The sequence below is a fragment of the Pseudomonas sp. CCI3.1 genome, assembly GCF_034313985.1.
GTDB lineage: Bacteria > Pseudomonadota > Gammaproteobacteria > Pseudomonadales > Pseudomonadaceae > Aquipseudomonas > Aquipseudomonas psychrophila.
In genome coordinates this window covers 4,641,184-4,657,683 of the sequence record NZ_JAVIWO010000001.1, presented here as the reverse complement: position 1 = coordinate 4,657,683, position 16,500 = coordinate 4,641,184, and the positions used below count along the sequence as shown (strand labels likewise).

The following is a 16,500-nucleotide window of genomic DNA, read 5'->3' as shown; positions in this document are numbered from 1 at the left end:
GTGGTCGCGCCTGCAAAACACGGCAGGGTTTACCCCAGAAAGCTCACTACCTGCTCGGTATCGAACGGCCAGCCCAACTCTTGGCCAGTATCGATCCGGCGCAATACGGGGATCAGCAAACCGTAGGTTTCAAACAGCGCGTCGCTGTCGGCGATATCGACCAGCTCGACCATCAGCCCATGCTCAACCAAAGGCATTAGAATCGCTTCGGCCAGTTCACACAGGTGACAGCCCAGGGTGCCGAACAATTGACATTCGGGAGGCATAAATAACGACCTGATTAATAAAGTACTTATTTTAAGAGCCTTGGCCCAAGACGTCGACCTGCAGCAGACACCATCAGTCACTTGACCGGCCGGGCAATACAATCGCTCTTTAGCGATCCTTGCGACTACGCTTGACCCACATCAGCGCCATCCCTGCTCAACTACCGGATGCTCGCGACTTTTTTACTCGATCTGACAGGGAAGACTTTCGTGTTTGCCAATTTGTTAATCATCCTTGCCTCATCACTGGTGGTCATCGCAATGTTCCGGCGCCTGAAACTACCCCCGGTGCTGGGTTATTTGTGTGTTGGCCTGTTCGTCGGCCCCACCGCACTGGACTGGGTCAATGACAGTCCGGATCTTCCGGATCTGGCCGAGCTCGGGGTGGTGTTCCTTCTGTTCTCACTGGGGCTGGAGTTCTCACTGCCCAAGATGCTCAAGCTGCGTCGAGTGGTGTTTGGTCTTGGCAGCCTGCAAGTGCTGTGCTCTGCCGTTGCACTGGGCGGCCTGCTGTATGCGTTTGGCATGAGTTTTAACGGTGCTTTTTTACTCGGCGCCGGGCTTGCCTTATCGTCCACCGCTATCGTGAGCAAAGAGCTCACCAGCCTGGGTGAGATCTTCAGTCGTCACGGCCAGAACGCGATCGGCGTTTTACTGTTCCAGGACGTGGTTGCAGTGCTGCTGCTGACCCTGGTGCCGGTTTTCGCTGGCAGCAGCGATCAGGCTTGGTACTGGGCTTTGCCGATTACCTTGGGCAAGACGGTGATTCTGTTTTGCGGGCTTCTGTTTGCCAGCCGTTTCCTGTTACCGCGCCTGTTCCACGAAGTGGCCGCGTCTCGCTCAGCCGAGCTGTTTGTATTGTTGGCGCTGGTCATCGTGCTGCTCACCGCCTGGCTCACTCACCTGCTTGGCCTGTCGCCCGCACTGGGTGCGTTTCTTGCCGGGATGCTGCTGGGTGAAAGCCACTACCGGCATCAGATTGAAGCCGATATCCGACCATTCCGTGACATCTTGCTGGGCCTGTTTTTCGTCAGTATCGGCATGCTGATTGACCTGCAACTGTTCATTCACGATGGCTTCCTGATTTTGGGGCTGACCCTGGCCTTGATGCTGATAAAAGGCTGCGTGGTCGCACTGCTGGTCAAACTGCGCGGCAGCGACGGTGAAACAGCCTGGCGCAGTGGCCTTGCACTGGCCCAAGGCGGCGAATTCTGCTTTGCACTGATGGCGCAAATGCAGCTCAACTCACTGATTCCACCGCAGATTGCAGGCTACCTGCTGGCAGCCACCTTTTGCTCTATGTTGCTGACGCCCCTGCTGTTAAGGGCCGCCCCGAAAATTGCTGCCGGCCTGCACCGCCAGTCCTATGAAGAGGCCGAGCTGGAAGAAATAGCCGCACAAAGTGCCGAACTGCATGGGCACGTGGTGATGTGTGGCTATGGCCGCGTAGGCCAGTCCATCGGGCGTTTTTTGCGCCGTGAAAACAAGGATTTTGTCGCACTGGACTACGACCCGGACCGCATTCAGGAAGCTGCAAAAGCGGACAACAGCGTGCACTACGGTGACGCCCGTCGAGGTGATCTACTGCGCGCTGTGGGCGTGGATCGTGCGCGGCTGCTGGTGATTGCCGTAGACAACACAGAGGTGGCCATGAGCGTGCTCAAGGAGGCCCGACTGATAACCCTCGAGGTCCCCATCCTGGTCAGAACCCGCGATGACAGCCAACTTGCAGAGCTCAAGGCCGCGGGGGCGACAGAAGTGGTGCCCGAATTACTGGAGTCCAGCCTGATGCTCGCCTCTCATGCACTGATCATGCTTGGGCTGCCTGAAAAAACCGTGCAACGCCGGGTGGATCAAGTGCGTCATGATCGCTATCACTTGCTCGAAGGCTGTTTTGAAAATACAGACTCGCGGGATGCATCCACCCCCCGCGAAAACGATTGATTTAAGCTAAGGTTGGTCCCTGTTCAACACAAACATCTTTTGCCTGCCCATTGCCAAAGCTTATGCAATGGCACAGAAGCGAATGAACCTTCGCCGAAGACCTACACTCGAACGATCAACAAGCCACTCACGGAGTTAATCATGGCCCGCAAAACAGCAAAGAATGCTCAAGAAATACTGATGGCCGATTTCCAGGCTCTGGTGTTTGACGCCGAAAGGCTGCTGGAGCACACCGCATCCCTGGCCGGGGATCAAGCTGAAGAACTGCGCGCCCAGATCAAGGAGAGCCTGTTCAAAGCCCGCGAAACACTGGAAGAAACCAAGGAATCACTCAAAGACCGTGGCCAGGCTGCCGTGGTGGCCACTGAAGATTACGTTCAGACAAATCCTTGGCAGTCCGTTGGAATCGCGGCTGGCGCAGGCTTTTTGATTGGTCTGCTGGCAACGCGGCGCTGATATGACAGACGAATCCGGTTCGCCCCGTTCCTCACCGCGGCGCCTGGGTGCCGCGTTTCTGGGTCTGTTGCACAGTCATGTCGAATTGCTGGGCATCGAGCTGCAAGAACAGAAGGCACGCACGGTCAGTCTGTTGTTGTTTGCCGGGCTGGCACTGGTTTTCGGGTTACTGCTGTTGATCGGGCTGTCGGCGCTGGTGATGATTTTGCTGTGGGACAGTTACCGCATCAGCGGCATTCTCGGACTTTGTGTGTTTTATACGCTGGCCGCAGTTTTCTGCGGGTTGCGCCTGAAAGCCGCGGTGTTCGATGAATCATCTCCTTTCAACGCCACGCTCGAAGAGCTGGCCAAAGACCGCGAGCGTTTGCTGCCATGAGCCTGCCTGAAATGCCGAAAAACGCCTCACGCCAGGAACTGCGTAAAACGCTGATTCGCTTGCGTATGGAAATGCATCGCCAAGAGATTCGTCATGAATCGCAACAGCTGCTGCAGCCCCTGCAAAAAATGCGTGGAATGACCAGCAACTGGCAAGAAACCCTTGGGATCAAGCACGCGCCCCTGTGGGGGGTCGGGATTGTGACCTTGCTCGGTTTTCTAACAGGCAGAGGCGCCAAAAGTAAAAACGCCGAGGGGGCTTCCCGCTGGATCGGCCTGACCACCGGCTTGATACCGCTGATCAAGATGGTTATCCAGGCCTCGCGCAAGCCTTGAACAGATAAGACCACCCTCCTTCTGTGGGAGCGAGCCGGCTCGCGAAAGCATCAATGCGGTTTGCCCGAAAAATCGTATTGTTTGATTCCCGGGCGGCTTCGCTCCCACAGCGGAGTTTTTGAGCACGCCCCACACTTGCACCATCCGTTCTGAAGCGAGAAGCTGCACCCTCAGTCATTAACGGAGCACTGCGCCTTGGATTGGCAAACCCTGCTTAATCGCGAACGCTTGGGAAAACCTCATCACAGCCCGGAAGAGCTCGGGCGCAGCCCTTTCCACAAAGATCACGACCGGATCATCTTTTCTGGCGCATTTCGTCGTCTGGGACGCAAGACTCAAGTCCATCCGGTGAACAGCAACGATCATATCCATACCCGGCTCACCCACTCACTCGAAGTCAGCTGCGTCGGTCGCTCACTGGGCATGCGCGTGGGTGAAACAATCCGCAGCGCCTTGCCTGAATGGTGCGATCCGGCCGATCTGGGCATGGTGGTGCAGTCGGCCTGTCTGGCCCATGACATTGGTAACCCGCCCTTCGGGCACTCCGGGGAGGACGCCATTCGCAACTGGTTTGATCAGGCAGCCAAGCGTGGCTGGCTGGACGACATGAGTGACGTTGAGCGCAATGATTTCTTGAGCTTCGAAGGCAATGCCCAAGGTTTCCGGGTGCTGACACAGCTCGAATACCACCAGTTTGACGGCGGCACGCGCCTGACCCATGCAACGCTGGGCACCTTTCTGAAATACCCTTGGACTGCACGTCATGCAGACTCGCTGGGCTATAAGAAACACAAGTTCGGGTGCTATCAGAGTGAACTGCACCTGCTCGAAGGTATCGCCCACAAGCTGGGCCTGCCACAGATAGAAGACCAGCGTTGGGCGCGCCATCCTCTGGTCTACCTGATGGAGGCGGCCGATGACATTTGCTACGCGCTGATCGATCTTGAAGATGGTCTGGAGATGGATCTGCTGCAGTACGCTGAAGTCGAATCCCTGCTGCTGGACCTGGTGGGTGAAGACTTGCCAGAAACTTACCGCCTGCTAGGCCCCGGCGACTCCCGGCGACGCAAGCTGGCAATCCTGCGCGGCAAGGCCATCGAGCATCTGACCAACGCTGCCGCCCAGGCCTTTGTAGAGCAACAGGATGCTCTGCTGGCAGGCACTCTGTCGGGGGATCTGGTCGAGCATATGCACGGACCGGCCAAGCGCTGTGTGCTGGATGCCAAGGACATGGCACGCAAGAAAATCTTTCAGGACAAACGCAAAACCCTGCATGAAATCGGCGCTTATACCTCTCTGGAAATCTTGCTCAATGCCTTTTGTGGCGCAGCACTGGAACAACATGGGGGGCGGGTCCCATCGTTCAAGAATCGACGCATCCTCGACTTGCTGGGTAACAATGCACCCGATCCGAACTGGCCATTACACCGCTCGTTCATGCGTATCATCGACTTTATCGCCGGTATGACCGATAGCTATGCCACCGAAATGGCGCGAGCTATGACCGGCCAATCCAGCCCGAGCTGATACCTGATGCCCTCCCCCCGTAAAACGGGAGGGCCCTCCGTTATAAAGCATCTGCTCGCGGCATACAGCAGTGAACTTCCAGTCATAATCAACACTAGCAACCTACCCATTAAAGAGTTCAAACAAAACACCTTGTAGACTCCAAGTAACTACATGTAGGACTCTTCTTACTACAGCGCAAATATTTTAACCACCGCATTAAACATATACACCTAAATACGACTAAAGCCCTCCACCACTTCAAACAAACCGTGAGCACGCGCCTGATTTACCGTAGGAAAATTCCCATACTACGCTTGCAAGCAAATCGATTCGTGCCCCCACTCTTATATCTGAGCTAAGGTGCGCGCTTTCTATGCAGATTTTTATGGGGAGAATCAATATGAGTACCGTTTTTATTGTCGACGACCATCCGGTTATTCGACTGGCCATTCGAATGTTGTTAGAACATGAAGGTTATGAAATAGTCGGGGAAACCGACAATGGCGTAGATGCAATGCAAATGATCCGTGAATGCGTTCCAGACTTGATAATTCTCGACATCAGCATTCCAAAACTCGATGGTCTGGAAGTGCTCTCGCGCTTCAACACAATGAACTCAACCCTTAAAACACTGGTTCTCACGGCTCAATCACCCAAGCTTTTTGCCATGCGCTGCATGCAATCCGGCGCTGCGGGCTACGTGTGCAAACAAGAAGAACTCAGCGAACTTGTCAGTGCAATAAAAGCTGTATTTTCTGGCTACAATTACTTCCCAAGTCAAGCATTGACTCCTGAAAAGAATGAAGCTGACAGCGTTTCCGAAATCGAGCTTTTCAAACAAGTTAATGATCGTGAACTCATGGTCCTGAAACTGTTCGCACAAGGTAAAACAAACAAGGAAATTGCCACTGGCATGTTCCTCAGTAACAAGACCGTGAGTACTTACAAAAAAAGACTCATGCAGAAATTAAAAGCCAACTCTCTGGTCGATCTTATCGAGCTGGCCAAACGTAACGCCCTGGTGTGAGAAATAGGATGCCCACGCGGTTAAACAAGTATTTATCACTGTTCGCAGGGTTGATCCTCTGTACTTCAGTGTTCGCCGAGCCTACCCGCACTGAAACCTTTTCATTGCTCAGCCGCTCGGGCACCTATCACATGGACGTCCCGCTGGATAAAGCACAGCGCTATTGGCTACAGAACAAACCTAAACTTGTGGTGGGTACCTCCACAGCGGACTACCCGCCTTTCGACATAACCGACAGCGGTCAGGACTACGAAGGTTTCACCGCCGATTACGTCGGTATTCTGAAAAAAGCCCTCAACGTGTCGATACAGGTTCAGCGCTTTGCCTCCAGAGACGGGGCCATCAAGGCACTTGAAGAAGGACGAATCGACCTGCTCGGCACGTCAAATGGTTTCGAAGCCGCCAACCAGAATCTGTTGCTTTCCACTCCATACGCCATCGACCAGTCCGTACTGGTAACCCGAGAAGGAGAAACTCGCTCACTCTCCCAAGGCCTGGCAGGCTTGCGCCTGAGCATGGTTTATCACTACTTGCCACTGGCGGAGGTCAAGGCGCTCTACCCCAAGGCAATCATTCAGTCTTACCCCTCCTATCAAAATGCCATTAACGCCGTGGCGTTCGATCAGGCCGATGTGTTCCTGGGAGACACGGTGTCGACCCACTACATGATCAACAAGGGGTATCTGAAGAACATAAAAATGGCCAACTTTGGCAAACACGAAGCCCACGGTTTCAGTTTTGCCGTCCGCCGTGACAACTTGCAGTTGCTCGACATCATCAATGCCACACTCAAAGCCGTCCCCAACAGCGAACAGGAAAGCATTGCCAAACGCTGGAGCGCAGGCAGTGACATTTTACTCTCCGATCAAAAACTGCAACTTACGGAGCTTGAAGAACGCTGGCTGGCTCAGCATCCGGTAGTGAAAGTGGTCGTCAACGAGACCCTTGCACCGCTGACCTTCTTTAACTCCAAAGGAAATTTCAGAGGCATTACTGCCGACCTGCTGGAGATGATTCGCTTGCGTACGGGGCTGCGCTTCGAGATACAGCGTGCACATAGCCTCAGGTCCATGATCCGGATGGTCAATCAACACGAAACCGACATCATAGCGGCCATCAACCCATCTATTTCCCGGGAAGATGCCCTCAACTTCAGTCGACCCTATCTCGTAAACTCATTTGTCCTGCTCACCGCAAAAGGCCATGACCAACCCACAAGCCTTGAACAACTGTCGGGTAAAAAACTGGCCTTGCCCAACGGCAACCCGCTGACCGAATACCTGCGCAGTGAATACCCACAGATAACCCTGGTCGAAACCGAGGATATCCATGGCGCCACAGAATTACTGGCCGAAGGACAAGTACAAGGCGCGGTCAGTACGCTGGTCATTGCCAATTACTTGCTGAGTTCGGATCTGTTTCAGGACCGTTTGCAAATCAGCGCCACCATAGGCACCCAACAAGCTGCTTTTTCCCTGGCAACGGCACGGGACGCCACCGAACTGGGTTCTATCCTCAACAAGGCACTACTGAGCATCGCACCTGATGAGCTGGGGATTATCAACAGTCGCTGGCGCGGATACATTCCGGCATCTGACAGTTACTGGCGCAACTATCACCGCCTGATCTACCAGATCATCATTGGCACAAGTCTTTTGCTCTTGCTGTCACTGGTCTGGAATGCCTATATGCGGCGTCAGATCCGCCAACGAAAAATGGCAGAACGTGCACTCAATGATCAGTTCGAGTTTATGCGCGCGCTGGTCGATGGGACCCCTCACCCGATTTATGTGCGTGATCGGGAGGGCATTCTGAAAACCTGTAATAACAGCTACCTGGAAGCTTTTTCAGCCAAGCGAGAAGAAATCATAGGCAAAACGGTGATGCAAACCTGCAGCCTTTTGAACAACAAGTGTGAAGCCCATGATTATCAGGCTGACTACTTGCGGGTCATGAGTGAAGGCACACCGCTTATCGTTGATCGGCCACTGAATATTGGCGACAAAACGTTCACCATCTACCACTGGATCCTTCCTTATCGGGATTCGCTGGGTGAGGTACAGGGCATTATTGGAGGCTGGATCGATATCAGTGAACGCCGCCAACTCCTTGATGAACTACGCGCAGCAAAAGAGTTGGCAGATGACGCCAATCGGGCCAAAAGCACCTTCTTGGCAACCATGAGTCATGAGATTCGCACGCCGATGAATGCGGTGATCGGTTTGCTTGAACTTACCCTGAAGCGTGCAGACCAAGGGCATCTGGACCGGCCCTCCATTGAGGTTGCCTACAACTCGGCCAAGGACCTGCTGGAATTGATCGGCGATATTCTCGATATTGCCCGCATCGAATCTGGACGACTGAATCTGTCTCCAGAACGCGTGAACCTGCGCAGTCTTGCCAGTTCGGTGATCAGGGTCTTTGATGGTCTGGCCCGGCAAAAAAGCCTGACCCTCTCCCTGATATTCAATCCAGCAGACAGCCCCCCCGATGTACTCATCGACCCGCTTCGTTTCAAGCAAATCCTGACCAACCTGATCAGCAACGCAATCAAGTTCACCCAACATGGCCAGGTAACCCTCGAACTCAACTTGCTGCCCACGGGCAATGCGGATCAGGTTGAACTCCAGTTGAGTGTCAAGGACACGGGCATCGGTATCAGTGAGCGCGACCAGGCACGGTTGTTTGAACCCTTCGCACAAGTGGAAAATAGCGGGCAGCTTGCCCTTAACGGTGCAGGACTCGGCCTGGTAATTTGCCGCAGTCTGTGTGAAATGATGGGTGGAAGCCTCGAACTGAGCAGCCAGCCACAAGAAGGAACCCTGGTTCAGATAGCGCTCAAGGTTCCAACTCTGGCGCCCTCTCCAATCGCCGAGACACAAGAGCCGAATATCAAACCCGCCGCTCGCCAACTTAACGTTCTGGTGGTAGATGACCATCCCGCGAACCGCTTGTTGATGTGTCAGCAACTTGGGTTTTTAGGTCACAGTTTTGCCATAGAACACGATGGCGCCTCTGGCCTGGAAACCTGGAAACAAGGCGCATTCGATCTGGTGATTACGGACTGCAACATGCCAGTCATGAATGGTTATGACCTGACTAGGGCCATACGCCAGCATGAACAGGCACGGCAGCAACCGCCGTGCACAGTGCTGGGCTTTACTGCAAATGCTCAACCTGAGGAGCGCCAGCGCTGCGAGCAGGCAGGAATGAACGACTGCCTGTTCAAGCCCATCAGCCTGACTTTGCTGAGCCAGCGCATAACGACGATTGAGCCGCTCTACACGTGCTCGCAAGTGTTCAACGTTGATTGCCTCAACTCGTTGTCAGGTCACAACGCCGTTCAGGCTCAACGCTTGCTCGAAGAGCTGTTGCGCAGTAACCGGCAGGATCTCAAAGCGTTGCTTGAGCTTCCTGACAACGGGGAGTTGCAAGCATTTGTCGACATTGCTCATCGCATAAAAGGCGCCGCCCGCATTGTGGGAGCCAATACCCTGATCAAGCAGTGTGAAGCGCTGGAGCAGGCCAGCCAGCACAGCCTGACTCCGGCTCGTAATCACGTTCAAGCCGCCATGCAAGAGCTCGAAGATGCATTGGCCCTGCAACTTGAAAAGCGGGTAAATAACACCTGAGCCGCCCGCAGATCCGAGCCAAAGAATGAGCAGTTTGGCCCGCATTTACTATGCTTACATGCATCAGCACGCATTTGTCTGTGGAGAAAACACTCATGCGCAATTCTGCGCACTCCCACAAGCGCCAATTCCCGCTGCATGTCCACATTAGTGCGATGTTTACATTTTTGTTGCTCCTGCTGGGCGTAGTGCTGGGCGTTTTTAATTACCAGCAAACCACCCACATCATTCTCGACAGCAGTAAAAAACTGTTCGGTTATATCGAGCAGGATGTGCAGCATGATTTGCTCAATGCCTACCAACCCATACGACACGCTCTAAACCTGCTGATCCTCAATCCTGATGCCATGACTGATCGAGTCGAGCGTCGAACGGAGCTCTTGCAACCTTTCGTACAAACGCTGGAAGACAATCACACCTTGTCTGCTTTATTTCTGGGAGATGACAACGGCAACTTTTTCCTGGTCCGGCCTTTACGCGATCAAGCGACAAGATTGAAGGTGCAAGCACCGCCACAAGCGAACTATGAAGTCTGGTCAATAAAGCGATCCGAACAACAAGGTACGGTTGAATCCAAAAAAACATACCTGGATGCACACTTGACCCAACTGGAACAGCGAAGCATCCCCGATGAAACCTTCGACCCTCGCACCCGCAAGTGGTTTATCCCGGCGCACGCCGGCCAGGATCAAGCCACCACCAGCCCCTATTTGTTTTTTCCACGCGGGAGGTCGGCACCACATTAGCCAGACGCAGTGCGACCAATACGGTGATGGGGGCCGATGTAACCCTTTCTCAGCTATCGAGCACTCTCGCTAACCATCAGACAACCCCAGGCACGCAAATCGTTTTATTCGATAGCGATGGCCGAGCGATCGCCTATCCGGATTTCAACAAGCTTTTAACCGCTCAGGATCCCGCGAAACTGCCCAAAGTTTCAGAGTTGAGTCCGGCACTGAGTTATCTGATCGATCAGGGCGCAAATCCGCACCGGCGCCTCAACGACGGCCATCGCCAATGGATCGTTTCACAATTCACCGTGGACGACGGCGGCGCTAATGGTTTGAAGTTGGCAATGATGGTCCCCGAAGACGAGCTGCTGGCGGATGCCTACCGGCTGCGATGGCAAGGTGCTGTGGTGACGCTGATTGCACTCTTCCTGTGTGTCCCCATGGGTTGGGTGACCTCACGATTACTGGTCAAGCCCTTGCAGGCACTGGTTCGTGAGGCCGATGCCATTCGGCGCTTCGATTTCAACTACACACCCAGGCAGCAGTCGCCCGTCCTCGAAATCGATCAGTTGGAAGCTTCCATGGGGCGCATGAGGGAAACGCTAGCCAGTTTTTTTGAAATCACCTCAAGTCTCTCTGCTCACACCCGGTTTGAACCTTTGTTGCAGTCAGTTCTGTTTGAAACGCTCAAAATCGCCCAGGCAGAGGCCGGGCTGATCTACCTTGCAAAAAACGACAGTACGCAACTGGAGCTAAAGGGCTTGATCATCAATGGCCAGCCCCAAGACCTCACCACCCAGCCGCAGCCAGTGTTGGACCCCGACGACAGCCAGAGCCCCGAATGGCTGCGGGCACTTTTCGAAGGCCATGACAGTGTCGCCCGCGCACTCAATCTCGAGCAGGCTGGTGACTTGCAGCCACTTATGCATGAACTGGACAGCCAGAGTATCCATCTTATCGGTATTCGACTGCACAACCGTCACGGTGAAACCGTGGGGATTCTGGTACTGGTGTTGAACGACAGTGGCTCGCTTGACGATCAGGATCACCTGCGGGCAGACCGGATTGCCTTTATCCAGGCGGTGTCAGGTACGGCTGCGGTCGCGATTGAAAGCCAGCGCCTGCAAGCACGTCAAAAACAGTTGCTGGATGCATTGATTCAACTGCTGGCCGGAGCCATTGATGCCAAAAGTCCATATACAGCCAGCCATTGCCAACGGGTTCCAACCCTGACCCTGATGCTGGCCCAAGCAGCGGCGGCTAGCCAACAAAAGCCGTTTGAGCAATACAACCCCTCGGAAGAACAATGGGAAGCCCTGCGCATCGCGGCCTGGCTGCACGACTGCGGCAAGGTCACGACGCCGGAATATGTGGTCGACAAGGCCACCAAACTTGAAACCTTGTACGACCGTATTCACGAAATCCGCACACGCTTTGAAGTGCTCAAACGCGATACGTGGATCAATTACTGGCAAGCACTGGCCTTGGGCGGCGACGATCAACAACTGTCAGAGCTGCGCGACGCCAGCCTGTCGGCGCTGGATGAAGAGTTTGCGTTTGTCGCCCAAAGCAATATGGGCGGTGAGGCCATGATGGACGCTGATCTTGAGCGTTTGAATGCCATTTCCCGGCGCACATGGACGCGCACACTGGACGACCGCATTGGCGTGTCCTGGGAAGAGCACAAACGCCAGTCCACCCGTGAGGAACAAGACTTGCCGGTTACAGAGCGGCTGCTGGCCGACAAACCCGAGCACCTGTTCACTCGGCCTGAAGCTGACGTAATTGCCGATGAAAACCCTTGGGGCTTCAAACTCGACGTGCCGAAATACAAATTCAACCGTGGCGAGCTGTACAACTTGAGCACAAGGCGCGGCACATTGACCAGCGAGGAACGCTACATCATCAACAATCACATTGTTCAAACCATTCTGATGCTCAGCAGCCTGCCCCTACCCAGTTACCTGAGCAACATCGCCGAAATCGCGGGCGGGCATCACGAAAAAATGGACGGCAGCGGTTATCCAAAACGCTTGAAACGCGAAGAGATGAGCCTGGAGTCAAGGATGATGGCGATTGCCGACATTTTCGAGGCACTGACCGCCTCGGACCGCCCCTATAAACGCAGCAAAACGTTAAGTGAGGCGCTGAGCATCATGGCCGGCATGTGCCGCGATGCCCATATTGATCCCCAACTGTTCGCGCTGTTTATGCACGAACAGGTGTTTATGGAATACGCCCGGCAGTTTCTCGAGCCGGAACAAATCGATGCCGTCGACATCGAAGCGCTCATGTCCAAGGCCGGGCTGACAATTTGACCGGTTTCAACACTCGCTCAAGCGCAGAAAAATCGCAGCCAGAGCTTCAATGCCCTGCTGGTCTTGCTCGCTAAACCGCCCGACACTGGGACTGTCCAGATCAAGCACACCTATCAGACGACCACCCTTGATCAACGGAACAACCAGTTCACTGTTGGAAGCGCTGTCGCAAGCGATATGCCCGGCAAATGCGTGCACATCCTCAACACGCTGTGTTTCCCGGCTCGCAGCCGCAGCCCCACAAACGCCGCGCCCGAAAGGGATCCGAATACAGGCGATCTGTCCCTGAAACGGGCCCAGCACAAGCTCTTCATTGCGGTTAAGGTAAAACCCTGCCCAATTCAGATCATCAAGCTGGTGAAACAAAAACGCCGAAAACTGCGCGGCATTAGCAATAAAGTCTCGCTCATCCGCCAACAACGACTCCAGTTGAGCCTGCAACAAGGTATAGCCGTTCAGGCCGGCCCCTGTGGCGTTCAAATCAATCATTCGCTTGCTCCAACAATTTCAAACCCACCCAGTAACGCGCGAACTGATAGGCGCAACGGCCATTGCGGTTGCCGCGCCCGGTCGCCCAGCGTACAGCCAGAATATCCAGCGCCTCGTCACGCTGCCACTGCAAACCGGCTTTGCTGGCCAATACATCAATCCAGTGCTCAACCACACTCAGGAAGTGCTCCTGAGTAAAGGGATAGAACGACAGCCAAAGGCCGAAGCGGTCGGACAAAGCAATCTTGTCCTCTACGGCCTCATTGGGATGAAGCTCACCGTCGACGTTCTTCCAGTTCTCGTTGTCGCTCTCCTTTTCTGGCACCAGATGGCGACGGTTCGACGTTGCGTAGAGCAATACGTTATCCGGCGCTTGCTCCAGAGAGCCATCGAGCACACTTTTCAGCACTCGGTAATCGCTTTCACCGGCCTCAAAGGACAAGTCATCGCAAAACAGTACAAAACGCTGAGGCAAACCCTGCAGCAGTTCGACGACTCGCGGCAGGTCGGCCAGATGATCGCGCTCGATTTCAATCAGGCGCAGACCCGCTCCGGCATACTCCGCCAGCAGGGCGCGAATGATCGAAGACTTGCCTGTACCCCGCGATCCCCATAACAGAGCATGGTTGGCTGGCAAGCCATCAAGAAACTGCTTGGTATTGCGCCCCAATTGGTCGCGCTGGTTATCAATGCCGATAAGGTCCGAAAGGCGCATTTCAAGACTGACGTGCAACGGCATCAAATAACCAGAGCGACCTTCACGCTGCCACCGTGCAGCCAGGCACTCGTGCCATTCGATCGGTTCACGCTGCGCTGGCAGCAAGGGTTCAAGGCGAGCAAGGACCGCTTCGGCACGCTCCAGAAAGGCATCCAGTTTAGAATTCACAACATTTCCTCAGACTGATACACAATGATGGCATATTGATATGACGTATATTTAGCCGCCATCCACGACATGACTCACTCGGTTAGCGGCAAATACCGCAGTTATGCCTGCCGGTTACCCTACACATCGACTACTCTTGCACGCCGCAAGGAAATGGAAACAGGTGCAGCACCCCATGGATATAAAACTCACCCATCGCCTGTCTTTCAAGCAAGCAAAACTGACGGTGCTGGTCGGTCTGGTTCTCGGGGCCATGCTTAGCCTGCTGCAAATCGGCATCGATTATGCCAGTGAAAACGCCGCCATCAATCGCGAAATCCAATCGTTGCTTGAGATCAGCCATAACCCGGCATCACGGATTGCCTACAACCTTGACTCAGAGCTGGCCCAAGAGCTTCTGCTGGGTCTGTTGCGATCGCCTGCCATCATCGGCGCACAACTTGTCGACAGCGATAATGTGATTCTGGGTTCCGTTCAGGATCAACCCGAAAGCGGGCGCTATCGAGCGCTCAGCGATTCCCTGTTTGGTTCCAATCGTTCTTTTGAAGAACGACTGTACTTTAATCACTTACCTGAACAAAGCATCGGCGCGTTACACCTTGAGGTGGATACCTACCCCTTCGGAAAGCGTTTTTTGCAGCGGGCCGAAGTCACGCTGCTCGGCGGTTTCATTCGCAGTATTATCCTGACCTTTATCCTCTTGGGTCTGTTTTACGTGATGCTGACCAAGCCGCTGGTGCGGGTAATCAGTCAGATAACCAAGAACAAACCCGGCAGCCCTGGCCAATCAAAGGTGCGTTGCCCTTGCGGTCATCAAGACGATGAGATTGGTGTGCTGGTCAACGCCGCCAATCAGCAGTTCGAGGCCATGGCCCGTGAAATGGAATATCGGCGGCGCGCCGAAAACAGCCTGACCGAGTACCTGGCACAACTGGAAACCATCGTCTCGGTGCGCACCCAAGAGCTGGAAGCCATCAACGAGCAACTGCGCCACTCCAATGAAGAGCTAGAAGCGGCTCGCAGCACTGCACTGGAAATGGCTCAGGCACGGTCGGCATTTCTGGCCAACATGAGCCACGAAATTCGTACCCCGCTCAATGGTTTGCTGGGCATGCTGGCGCTATGCCTAGACAGCCCGCTGAATGCTGAACAACACCAACAACTGTCCATAGCCCACGATTCGGGCAAGGTCTTGGTTGAACTGCTCAATGACATTCTGGACCTGTCGAAGTTCGACGCCGGTCAACTGGAACTCGAACATATTGCCTTCGACCTCGGTTCGCTGATCGAAGACACCGCCAACCTCCTATCGCAGAACGCAGCGCCCAGCGTAGAACTGACGTGCCTGATCGACCCGAACTTCCCCACACTGGTATTGGGTGACCCGACACGGGTGCGCCAGATCGTCAGTAATCTGTTGTCCAATGCCCTGAAATTCACCCGGTTCGGACGAGTGGATGTGCGCCTCAGCGCTCAGGATGATCTGGTGCGCATCGAGGTCTGCGACACCGGTATCGGTATTGCCCAAGAAGCTCAGGCGAGAATTTTCAGCCCATTTACCCAGGCCGGGGCCAGCATCACCCGTCAATTTGGCGGCACCGGGCTGGGGCTGACCCTGACCAACAGCTTGTGCGAAGTGATGCACGGGCGATTGACCATCCGTTCGCAAATCGGTTTTGGCAGCCAGTTTTGTGCCGAGCTGCCCTTGCCCTGCCACACCCCTGCTATCACACCTAAATCACTGTCCGGGCGGGTTATTGTGGTGAGCGCGGCGAGCAGCGGCCTGAGCGAATTGCTTGGCAGTTATTTGCCCCTGTGGGGGCTCGACTATAAGCACTACTCACTGGACGAGTCCCTGGCCGATACAGACCCTCATCTGTTGATTACTGATTGCCCCGAATGCCTGTTTGGCCTGCGGCCAGCCATCAGCGCGCCGATCCTGCTGGTCACCGCTTATGGCAACTTCATGCCCGGCGATCAGGTCAATGCGCTGGCACCCCTGCAGCAAAAAGCCAGGCCGCTGTCGCGCCAGGCGCTGTATCAAACCCTACAGTACCTGCTGCTGAAAAAAGATGATGACATCCCGGGCGACCGAATCATCACCCCCCCTGTTTCGCATCGAGCACGGATTCTTTTGGTCGAAGACAATCCGGTCAACCAACTGGTGGCCAAGGGCATGTTGAGCAAACTGGGGTGTGACGTGGTGGTTGCGGCCCACGGCGGCGAAGCGCTGACCCAGCTGGAACAGAGGACTTTTGATCTGGTGTTGATGGACTGCAATATGCCTGTGATGGATGGCTACGAGGCCACCCGGCAAATCCGTCACCGCGGACGCTGGCCAAAGTTGCCCATTGTCGCCCTGACCGCCAATGCAATGCCCGAAGAGCGCGAGCGCTGCCGCTCGGCGGGGATGAACGACTATCTGGCCAAACCGTTCAGGCGTGAAGAGCTGGCTGCGCTGATCGATACCTGGGTGCCGCAAAAAAACTGATAATGGGATTTTTCTGTAGCCGCTGACTCACGGAGCGAGT

General features: G+C 54.7%; 11 protein-coding genes and 1 pseudogene. 9 read left to right on the top strand and 3 right to left on the bottom strand.

What is annotated here, in order from left to right; translation table 11 throughout:
- Window positions 1–29 precede the first annotated feature (29 nt).
- Window positions 30–266: a glutaredoxin family protein gene (locus tag RGV06_RS21415; protein WP_048350880.1), complete on the bottom strand. Its 237-nt coding sequence runs from the start codon at window positions 264–266 to the stop codon at window positions 30–32.
- A gap of 210 nt (window positions 267–476) precedes the next feature.
- Between RGV06_RS21415 and RGV06_RS21410 the strand changes: the two genes are divergently transcribed.
- From RGV06_RS21410 to RGV06_RS21375, 8 genes and pseudogenes are all read left to right on the top strand, one after another.
- Window positions 477–2,210, top strand: a complete 1,734-nt coding sequence (locus RGV06_RS21410) for a cation:proton antiporter (protein ID WP_322151235.1) — start codon at window positions 477–479, stop codon at window positions 2,208–2,210.
- Between the two features lie 141 nt (window positions 2,211–2,351).
- Complete coding sequence (locus tag RGV06_RS21405; RefSeq protein WP_019827463.1) at window positions 2,352–2,666, top strand: DUF883 family protein; 315 nt, start codon at window positions 2,352–2,354, stop codon at window positions 2,664–2,666.
- 1 nt (window position 2,667) lies between these two features.
- Window positions 2,668–3,042 (top strand): phage holin family protein, encoded by a 375-nt coding sequence (locus RGV06_RS21400; protein WP_322151233.1) that lies wholly within the window; start codon window positions 2,668–2,670, stop codon window positions 3,040–3,042.
- Complete coding sequence (locus RGV06_RS21395; protein ID WP_019827461.1) at window positions 3,039–3,377, top strand: hypothetical protein; 339 nt, start codon at window positions 3,039–3,041, stop codon at window positions 3,375–3,377. Before RGV06_RS21400 ends, RGV06_RS21395 begins: the two co-directional genes overlap by 4 nt.
- A gap of 195 nt (window positions 3,378–3,572) precedes the next feature.
- A complete protein-coding gene (locus tag RGV06_RS21390; RefSeq protein WP_019827460.1) occupies window positions 3,573–4,904 on the top strand; it encodes a deoxyguanosinetriphosphate triphosphohydrolase in 1,332 nt (443 codons plus the stop codon).
- Window positions 4,905–5,286: 382 nt separating this feature from the next.
- Window positions 5,287–5,913, top strand: coding sequence for a response regulator transcription factor (locus RGV06_RS21385; protein WP_019827459.1), 627 nt, complete (start codon window positions 5,287–5,289; stop codon window positions 5,911–5,913).
- An 8-nt stretch (window positions 5,914–5,921) separates the two neighbouring features.
- Window positions 5,922–9,545, top strand: a complete 3,624-nt coding sequence (locus RGV06_RS21380; protein ID WP_322151230.1) for a transporter substrate-binding domain-containing protein — start codon at window positions 5,922–5,924, stop codon at window positions 9,543–9,545.
- A 95-nt stretch (window positions 9,546–9,640) separates the two neighbouring features.
- Window positions 9,641–12,594: pseudogene (locus tag RGV06_RS21375) on the top strand (HD domain-containing phosphohydrolase).
- 6 nt (window positions 12,595–12,600) lie between these two features.
- Here the strand turns inward: RGV06_RS21375 and RGV06_RS21370 are convergent.
- Window positions 12,601–13,083, bottom strand: a complete 483-nt coding sequence (locus RGV06_RS21370) for a GAF domain-containing protein (protein ID WP_322151228.1) — start codon at window positions 13,081–13,083, stop codon at window positions 12,601–12,603.
- Window positions 13,076–13,969 carry an ATP-binding protein gene (locus RGV06_RS21365; RefSeq protein WP_046809652.1) on the bottom strand — a complete coding sequence of 298 codons (894 nt, stop codon included), beginning with the start codon at window positions 13,967–13,969 and terminating at the stop codon, window positions 13,076–13,078. The genes RGV06_RS21370 and RGV06_RS21365 overlap by 8 nt, the downstream gene beginning before the upstream one ends.
- A 175-nt stretch (window positions 13,970–14,144) precedes the next feature.
- On the opposite strand from RGV06_RS21365, the gene RGV06_RS21360 reads away from it, so the two are divergent.
- The gene (locus RGV06_RS21360; RefSeq protein ID WP_019827454.1) at window positions 14,145–16,460 is read left to right on the top strand and encodes a hybrid sensor histidine kinase/response regulator; all 2,316 of its coding nucleotides are present in this window, start codon (window positions 14,145–14,147) and stop codon (window positions 16,458–16,460) included.
- The last annotated feature ends 40 nt before the right edge of the window (window positions 16,461–16,500 follow it).